The organism is Psychromonas hadalis ATCC BAA-638 (assembly GCF_000420245.1).
GTDB lineage: Bacteria > Pseudomonadota > Gammaproteobacteria > Enterobacterales > Psychromonadaceae > Psychromonas > Psychromonas hadalis.
Map to the genome: position 1 here is coordinate 1 of NZ_ATUO01000158.1, position 7,919 is coordinate 7,919.

7 protein-coding genes and 1 pseudogene are annotated in these 7,919 nt (G+C 40.5%); all 8 read right to left on the reverse strand.

The window, feature by feature from the left end; translation table 11 throughout:
• Positions 1–144: 144 nt before the first annotated feature.
• Positions 145–2,778, reverse strand: coding sequence for a phosphoenolpyruvate carboxylase (gene ppc / locus G322_RS0115490; protein WP_022942648.1), 2,634 nt, complete (start codon positions 2,776–2,778; stop codon positions 145–147).
• Positions 2,779–2,906: 128 nt separating this feature from the next.
• Positions 2,907–4,055, reverse strand: coding sequence for an acetylornithine deacetylase (gene argE, locus G322_RS0115495; RefSeq protein ID WP_022942649.1), 1,149 nt, complete (start codon positions 4,053–4,055; stop codon positions 2,907–2,909).
• Positions 4,056–4,147: 92 nt separating this feature from the next.
• The gene (locus G322_RS0115500) at positions 4,148–6,007 is read right to left on the reverse strand and encodes a methyl-accepting chemotaxis protein (protein WP_022942650.1); all 1,860 of its coding nucleotides are present in this window, start codon (positions 6,005–6,007) and stop codon (positions 4,148–4,150) included.
• Positions 6,008–6,223: 216 nt separating this feature from the next.
• A pseudogene (locus G322_RS24885) lies at positions 6,224–6,635 on the reverse strand (methyl-accepting chemotaxis protein); the annotation flags it as partial.
• The gene (locus G322_RS24595; protein ID WP_022942652.1) at positions 6,550–6,741 is read right to left on the reverse strand and encodes a hypothetical protein; all 192 of its coding nucleotides are present in this window, start codon (positions 6,739–6,741) and stop codon (positions 6,550–6,552) included. The gene G322_RS24595 and the pseudogene G322_RS24885, both read right to left, overlap by 86 nt.
• Before the next feature lie 18 nt (positions 6,742–6,759).
• Positions 6,760–6,996 (reverse strand): hypothetical protein, encoded by a 237-nt coding sequence (locus G322_RS0115515; protein ID WP_022942653.1) that lies wholly within the window; start codon positions 6,994–6,996, stop codon positions 6,760–6,762.
• Positions 6,993–7,391 carry a hypothetical protein gene (locus G322_RS0115520; protein WP_022942654.1) on the reverse strand — a complete coding sequence of 133 codons (399 nt, stop codon included), beginning with the start codon at positions 7,389–7,391 and terminating at the stop codon, positions 6,993–6,995. The genes G322_RS0115515 and G322_RS0115520 overlap by 4 nt, the downstream gene beginning before the upstream one ends.
• 255 nt (positions 7,392–7,646) lie before the next feature.
• Positions 7,647–7,919 (reverse strand): IS66 family transposase (locus G322_RS21045; RefSeq protein ID WP_022942418.1); only part of this gene is annotated, 273 nt, incomplete at its 5' end.

Here is a 7,919-nt window from a genome sequence, read left to right on the forward strand (position 1 = left end):
CTGCGGAAAATTTAGATCACATACTTAATGTAATTGGTATTACATAAATAACTTGCGCTAAATTGTTTTCAAAAACCCTAAAATGACGGGTTATTTTGAAAACAAAAACGCAAGTAATTTTGAAGCCGATTCTAATTAGTGTGCTTAACCTGTATTACGTAGGCCGGCAGCAATACCTGCAATAGTGACCATCAATGCTTGGTCGATAACAGGACAGATCTCATCGCCATTTTTACGTGAACGAGAAAGCAGTTCCGCTTGTAACATGTTGAGTGGATCAACATAGGGGTTACGCAATGAGATAGACTCTTTGATCCAAGGTTGTTCTTGCATCAGTTTATGATCAGGAATCGTCTCTAATACCATTTCACGGGTCAGTTTTAAATTATCACGTAAACGTTGACCAAGAGGCCATAGCTCTTTTGGTACTAAACGCTCTTCATAGAATTTGGTGAGTTCTTCATCGGCTTTTAAGAATACCATTTCAAACATCTCTAAACGAGTATGGAAGAAAGGCCAGTTACAATACATCTCTTGTAATAGTTCTTTTTTACCTTCATCGAGCAAGGTTTTGAGTGATGTACCTGCGCCTAACCATGCAGGTAACATTAAGCGGTTTTGGCTCCACGCAAAGATCCACGGAATGGCACGTAGGCTTTCAATACCGCCATTTGGTTTGCGTTTTGCTGGGCGACTACCAAGGGCTAATTTTCCGAGTTCCAGTTCAGGTGTTACGCTGCGAAAATAGGGAACGAAGTCAGGTTCATCATGAATGAAGTGGCGGTACTCTTGACAAGATTGTTCTGCAAACTGATCCATCAAGTCACGCCACTCTTGTTTCGGTGCTGGTGGCGGTAGTAGGTTTGCTTCTAAAATAGCGGCGGTATAAAGGTTGAGACTTTGCACTGCAACTTTAGGTAAACCAAACTTAAAGCGGATCATCTCGCCTTGCTCCGTCACGCGTAATCCACCTTTTAATGAACCGGGAGGTTGTGAAAGTAGTGCTTGATGTGCAGGTGCGCCACCACGACCAATTGTACCGCCACGTCCGTGGAACAGTACCAGCTGAATATCGTTCTCTTCACTAAGTTTAACTAACGCTTCTTGTGCTTGATATTGTCCCCAGTTAGCCGCCATGACACCTGCATCTTTTGCAGAATCAGAGTAACCGATCATAACGTGTTGTACGCCGTTGATGTAACCACGGTACCAATCAACAGCAAATAGACGCTGCATTACTTCTTTGGCGTTATTAAGGTCGTCTAATGTTTCAAATAGCGGTGCAACAGGAATGCGGAACGGACAACCTGCTTCTTTCAATAACAGTTGTACGGATAAAACATCGGAGGCTTGACGTGCCATAGAGATGATATAGATACCTAATGCTTCTGGATCTGTTTGTGCGACCACTTTACAAGTATCTAATACCTCTTGTACTTCTGCAGATGGTTTCCAATTTGCAGGAATAAGGGGGCGCTTACTGTTTAGTTCTTGTAGTAGGAATGCTTGTTTATCAGCTTCATTCCATGCGTTGTAATCGCCTAGGCCTAAATAACGGGTTAGTTCAGAAAGGGTATCACCGTGACGTTCGCCATCTTGACGAATATCCAGTTTTACTAAGTTCACACCAAAACAGGCAACACGGCGGAGAATATCTAAAATCAGACCATTTGCAATAGAGTGCATACCACAATTTTTAAGTGACTGATGACAAAGCTCAAGGGGGGCTTTTAACTGCTCGGTACGTGTGATCAGATCTTGTGCATCACTTTTTTGATTTTGCAGGATGGCACTTAGTGCGGTTAATGTCTCTTTTAGTTCACCGCGTAATTTGCGTAAAATCGCACGGTAGGGCTCATCAACCTCACCCACTACAGCACGCAGTTGTTCATCGCAGTTATCCATTGATAACTCTTCAGTAAGCTGTTTGATATCTTGTAGATATAAGCTCACCGCCATCCAGCGACTGGTTAACAATACTTCTTGGGTTACTTTCGCGGTCACAAAGGGATTTCCGTCACGGTCTCCCCCCATCCAAGAGGTAAATTTAATCGGTGTTGCATCTGTTGGTAGTGATAACCCTAAACCATCTTGTAGTTTTTGATCTAATTCGCGTACATAAAGTGGTACTGCTTCCCAAAGGCTATTTTCAATCACTGCGAAGCCCCATTTAGCTTCGTCTACTGGTGTCGGGCGATTTTTACGAATATCGTTGGTATGCCATGCTTGAGTAATTAATTGCTCAAGGCGATTCAATAACTGATCGCGTTCTTTGTCGTTAATATCAGAAATTTCTAGCAGGCTTAAACAGTCATTAATGGCGGTATGTTTATGGATCAGTGTACGGCGAGTGATCTCAGTAGGATGTGCGGTTAGCACCATATCCATTGAAAGTTCATTGATCGCTATTTGCATTTTTTCTTCAGAGATATCTGAATTTTTTAATTTTTCAATCAGTTGCTTCATTGGATCAGGTGCACAAACGCCACTATCGCAATGGCGAGAGATGCCGTGGAACTGCTCTGCAATATTTGCAAGGTTTAAAAAGTGTGTAAAAGCACGTGCAACAGGGACTAATTCATCATCAGAGAGGTTAGCCAGTACGCTAATTAGTGTCTCGCCATCTTGTTTATTACCTGCGCGAGAAGCTTTAGAAAGTTGGCGAATGGATTCTATTTTATCAAGGAACTCAGTACCTAAATGTTCACTGATACTTTTACCGAGTAACTGTCCTAATAAATTTACATTACCACGTAAATTTGCATATTGCTCTGTCATAAAACCTCTCTATTCTGTAATAAAATTACAGGTTTAATCTGTAATAAGGTGGATAAACTACCACAAAAGCGGTAACAGTCAATCACAGCGCACGGTTTAGTCTATTATTTAAGCGTATTTTTATGTAATTAAATTACACAATAGCGTTGGATCAATTTATTGATAACTTGTTGTGTTGGTATTACAAAAGCCAGATCTAAATACTCATTGGGTTGATGTGCTTGGGCAATATGACCCGGCCCTAATACGATGGTATCGCACCCAAGTTGCTCAATAAAAGGTGCTTCAGTGCAGTAATTTGCACTGGTAGCTTGGTTGCCAGTATAGATTTCGGCTTGTTTGATCAGGTCTGAATGCGCTGGGCATTGATAAGAGGGAATCGGCTCATGTAAATGGCGAATATCAACACTGTTTGGATAACGTTTTTCAATCTCCTTGAGGGAGTCTTTGACGGTGATAAATAGCTCATTAGTGCTAATGCCTGGAATGGGGCGCATATCGATATGTAAGTCACAGCAGCCACAAATACGATTAGGGCTATCTCCACCATTAATGGCACCAAAGTTGAGTGTTGGATAAGGTACTGCAAAATGTTCGTTATGGTATTTATCTTTAAATATTTGTTGTACCTTTTTAAGTTCGCCAATCACAAGGTGCATTATCTCAATCGCATTTAACCCTTTGTCAGGATCAGAACTATGACCACTGTGGCCGGTAATACGAATGCCTTCCGACATATGCCCTTTATGCATCACCACAGGCACCAATCCTGTAGGCTCTCCAATAATGGCGTAATCGGGTTTGATTGATTGTTGCTCTGCAATTGCCTGTGCGCCAGACATGGTTGTCTCTTCGTCAGCAGTGGCTAAAATCCGCAGAGGTTTGTTGAGTTTGCTAAGATCGGTGCTTTTTAAAACCTCAATAACAAAAGCGAAAAAACCTTTCATATCAATAGTACCTAATCCATATAAGCGGTTATCTTTTTCAACCACGGTAAAGGGGTCAGTTTCCCATCCAGCCTCATCAAAAGGGACGGTATCGGTATGGCCAGCAAGTAATAATCCACCATCGCCACTGCCATAGGTGGAAACTAAGTTATATTTACCTGGCACATTTGGCACTTCCGTTATCTCATTACTAAAACCGAGTTCTTCTAACCATGTGGCCAATTGATTGATCACTTTTAAGTTGCTTTGATCCCATGATTTGTCTGTGGAGCTGATGGAGGGGATGGCAATGAGATCTTTATATAAATTAATAAATGTTGGCAGTGACATAAGTGACCTTAAGTTATTAGAGTGGGGTAAGCTTTAATTTAAACAAAAAAAAGCCTTAAGTAAAAACTTAAGGCTTTTTTATCGTATTATCTTTAGACTGTGAATTTGCTCACTTCTGCAATTAGTTTGTTCGCTTGGTTTTCAAGTTCACGACTCATTGCATCATTTTGTTGAGATGTTTCACCTGAATTTTCTGCGACATCACGAATCGAAACAACATGACGATTCACTTCTGAGGCTACCACGCTTTGCTCCTGAATGGCGGTCGCGATAGCGGTGGTCATGTCCATAATACCAACAATATCATGGTTAATTTGCTCTAACATCTCTCCCGCTTTATTTGCTTGCTCTGCACTTTCTTGTCCCTCGTTACGACAATCGGTCATTAATTCGACAATGTTTTTAGTGCGACTTTGTAAAGAGCTAATGATATTTTCAATCTCTTTGGTGGATGCCTGTGTGCGACTTGCAAGGGTGCGAACCTCATCGGCAACCACAGCAAAACCACGACCCTGTTCACCGGCGCGTGCCGCTTCAATGGCCGCATTAAGTGCAAGTAGGTTAGTTTGATCGGCAATACCACGAATAACATCTAACACACTACCAATCGTTTCGCTGTCTTTCGCAAGGAGATTAACCACTTCTTCAGATTCGATTAATTTATCAGAGAGTATACCGATCTGTTCAATAGTGGCATCAACCCCCTGTCTACCAACCGCAGCGTGCCGATTGGTTTGGTCGGCTTTGTCTGCAGCATCGGTGGTATTGCTGGCAATCTCTTCAATGGTCGCCACCATCTCTGTGACAGCGGTTGCCACCATATCAGTCTCTTGCATCTGTGCTTGCACACCCTCATTCGCTTGATGAATATTGGCGGTTAAAGTGCCTGTTGCACGGCTCACATTACTGGCAGACTCTTGCACTGAAATAATGAGGTTATGAAAATTTTCAATCATGCTATTAAATGCGTTTGCCATCTCTGCTAGTTCATCATTATTTTTTGTGGAAACGACGATAGTAAGGTCGTTGGTTTCTGCAATTTTCACAATTGAATTTTTAATAAACAGTATGCCACTCATAATGCTACGGCTTACGACCGCGCCCATAACAATAGAAAGTATTAATGCAATGGCAAACAGTAGGTAGGTTACATTGCTGATTGATTTTATATAACCTTCAATTGCTTGATCGGTTTTAGAAACTAATGATTTTTGTTGTTGAATAACCCGTGTTGCGCTATCAAATAGCTCTTTACGCAAACCACTTTGAGCATTATAACCAAATATTTTTTGCTCTTTAGCGAGATCCAAAAATGCTTTTTTGTATTTTGGTAATGAATAATTGACCGCTGTTTTTTTGCCGATAGAGAGGCTACTGCCCTCTACGCCAGCTGCTAATTTTTTGTAAATGCGTTCAAATTTCCGGGTGTGTTTGCGATCAAAATCCATTAAAAAATCTTTTTCATAACGGCGTAATTGTAAGGTTAAACTGAGCATCTCAAAATCAGATTGTCCAATTGAGCGCTCAACTTGTTTTACTGATTTTGTTAATGCACCGTATAAACCATCTCGTGTTGTTAGACCAATACGCTTCTGAGACTCGACTAACGAGGTAAATTTTTGACGGTAGTCACCTAATGCGGAAATGAGTGTTAAAACTTCATTGGTTGGTGTCCCCATCGCATCCAAGCTTTTTTTAATGGTCGCTAGTTGATTCTCTAACTTGGTATCTTGTGCATTAAAATCATCAACGTCAGAAAGTTTTTTCTGGGCGATAAAATTTTTCTCATAATGTCTGAGCTGTAAAATACCAGACTCAATGGCACCGATATCCTGGGCTAGTGAGATATCTTTTTTCAATGCAGAAGAAGAAAAATTAAGTAGAACCAGCATAGCGAGCATACTAGCAATGGAGATGGCGGTGTTGGCGACCAGTTTATGTTTTATTAGCATGTAATGTACCCAAGTCCTTTTTTATTTTAATAACAGCGAACTGTATGAACAGCTTATATCGCTATTTTTGAGTCGGCCAGAAAATAATGAAATTTAATTTTTTTTTGTGATAAAGCCTACGTTTAGTCAGGTTATTGACTGTGTAACGCATTCCGCACAGGATTGCATTTATCATGCCTAAATTGTAAATCGGCTAATCTCTTTATTTAAAATACCTCATTGGCGAGAGAGTTCTTCACTCATCGCGCTGTTTTGTGATGCAGATTCACTGGTGACTTCTGTAATATCACGAATTGAAACTACATGGCGGTTTACTTCGCTTGCGACTGCACTCTGTTTTTCAATGGCCGCCACAATAGTGGTATTCATATCCATAATGGTCACCACATCACTGTTTATCTTTTCTAGTAATCGGCCCGCCTCTGCTCACTCTGATTGCGACACTCAATCATCAATTCGAGAGGTGCGTGCTTGATAGTGAGCTAATAATTGTTTCTATCTCTTTGGTAGATGTTTGTGTACGGCTTGCTAACGTGCGTACTTCATCTGTCACCACTGCAAAACCACAACCCTGTTCGCTCGCTCTGGCTACTTCTATTGCCATATTGAGTGCCAATAAATGCGTTTGCCATTTCAGCAAGTTCATTTTTACTTTTAGTGAAAACTTCAATGGTTAAATCGTTACTCTCTGCTATTTGTACAATAGAGTTTTTAATATACAAGATGCCATTCATAATACTCCGTGCGACCAATCAACCTGTTGTGAAAGAGATAAGTAAAGCGATGGAGAACAACCCGTCAGTGAGCTGTTTAATTGAGGTTATATATTCAGTAACGGCAGTATTGTTTTTTGAGACTAAACTTGCTTGAAATGTTTTTACTTGTTGGGCCCTCTCTTGCATCGCTTTTTGTAAGCCGTGACTGGGACTCAGTCCTAATGTTTTTTGTTCCTCAGCGAATGCTAAAAAAATTTCTTTATATTCTTTCAATGAGCTAGAAATTGCATTTTTGTGTACTTCAGGCAAGTCACTTTTATTGATGTATTTTGCGAGCTCAGTAAAATCACGTTGAAATTTTCGAGTCTGTTTTTATCTAATAACAACAAAAAATCTTTCTCATTACGGCGTAGTTGTAATATTAGACTTAATACTTGGTAATCATGTCGACCCACTCGAATCTCTGCATTACACACCGCTTTCGTGAGTTTTCCATAAAGTGCATCTTGAGAGTGTAAACTAATCCGTTTTTGTGTTTCAACGAAGTTGCTAACGTGTTGCTGATATTCGGCTAATACACGATTAAGATCATTCACGTCATTGAGTGTGATACCTATCGGCTTTAGCTGTTTATCAACATTTTTTAAAGAGACATTTAGTTTGTTCATCGTTTGTAAAAATAGGTCGACACTTTGTCGTTTTTTATAGGACTGGAAGTTTTTTCGTGTACTCGAAGCTGTAATAAGTCCGCTTCAATGATGCCTATATTTTGTGACAGGGTAATATCTTTTTGTAATGCTTCCGAGATTAAATTCAATAGCAACAGCATCGCGAGCATGCTCAGTATTGATATTCCCGTATTAGCAATGAGTTTGTACTTTACGAATATTATTGATTAACCGTAAGCGTCTGGGTAATGGCACCTAGCTACGCTTAATATTCCATGGTAGCAACGCATCAATATCATTCGGGTTTTCAGCAATCTGCTGCAAGCAGGTTGCGATATAATCATGAACAATAAGATCATTCGCTTTTGCTGTTTCAACCAAACTATATAAAATTGCACTCGCGTTCGCACCTGTATTGGTGTACGAGAATAGCCAAGCCTTACGACCTATCACAAAGGGCTTCACTGCACGCTCTGCTCGATTATTATCAATGCTTAACCTGCCATCTTCGAGATAACGCTGGAATTT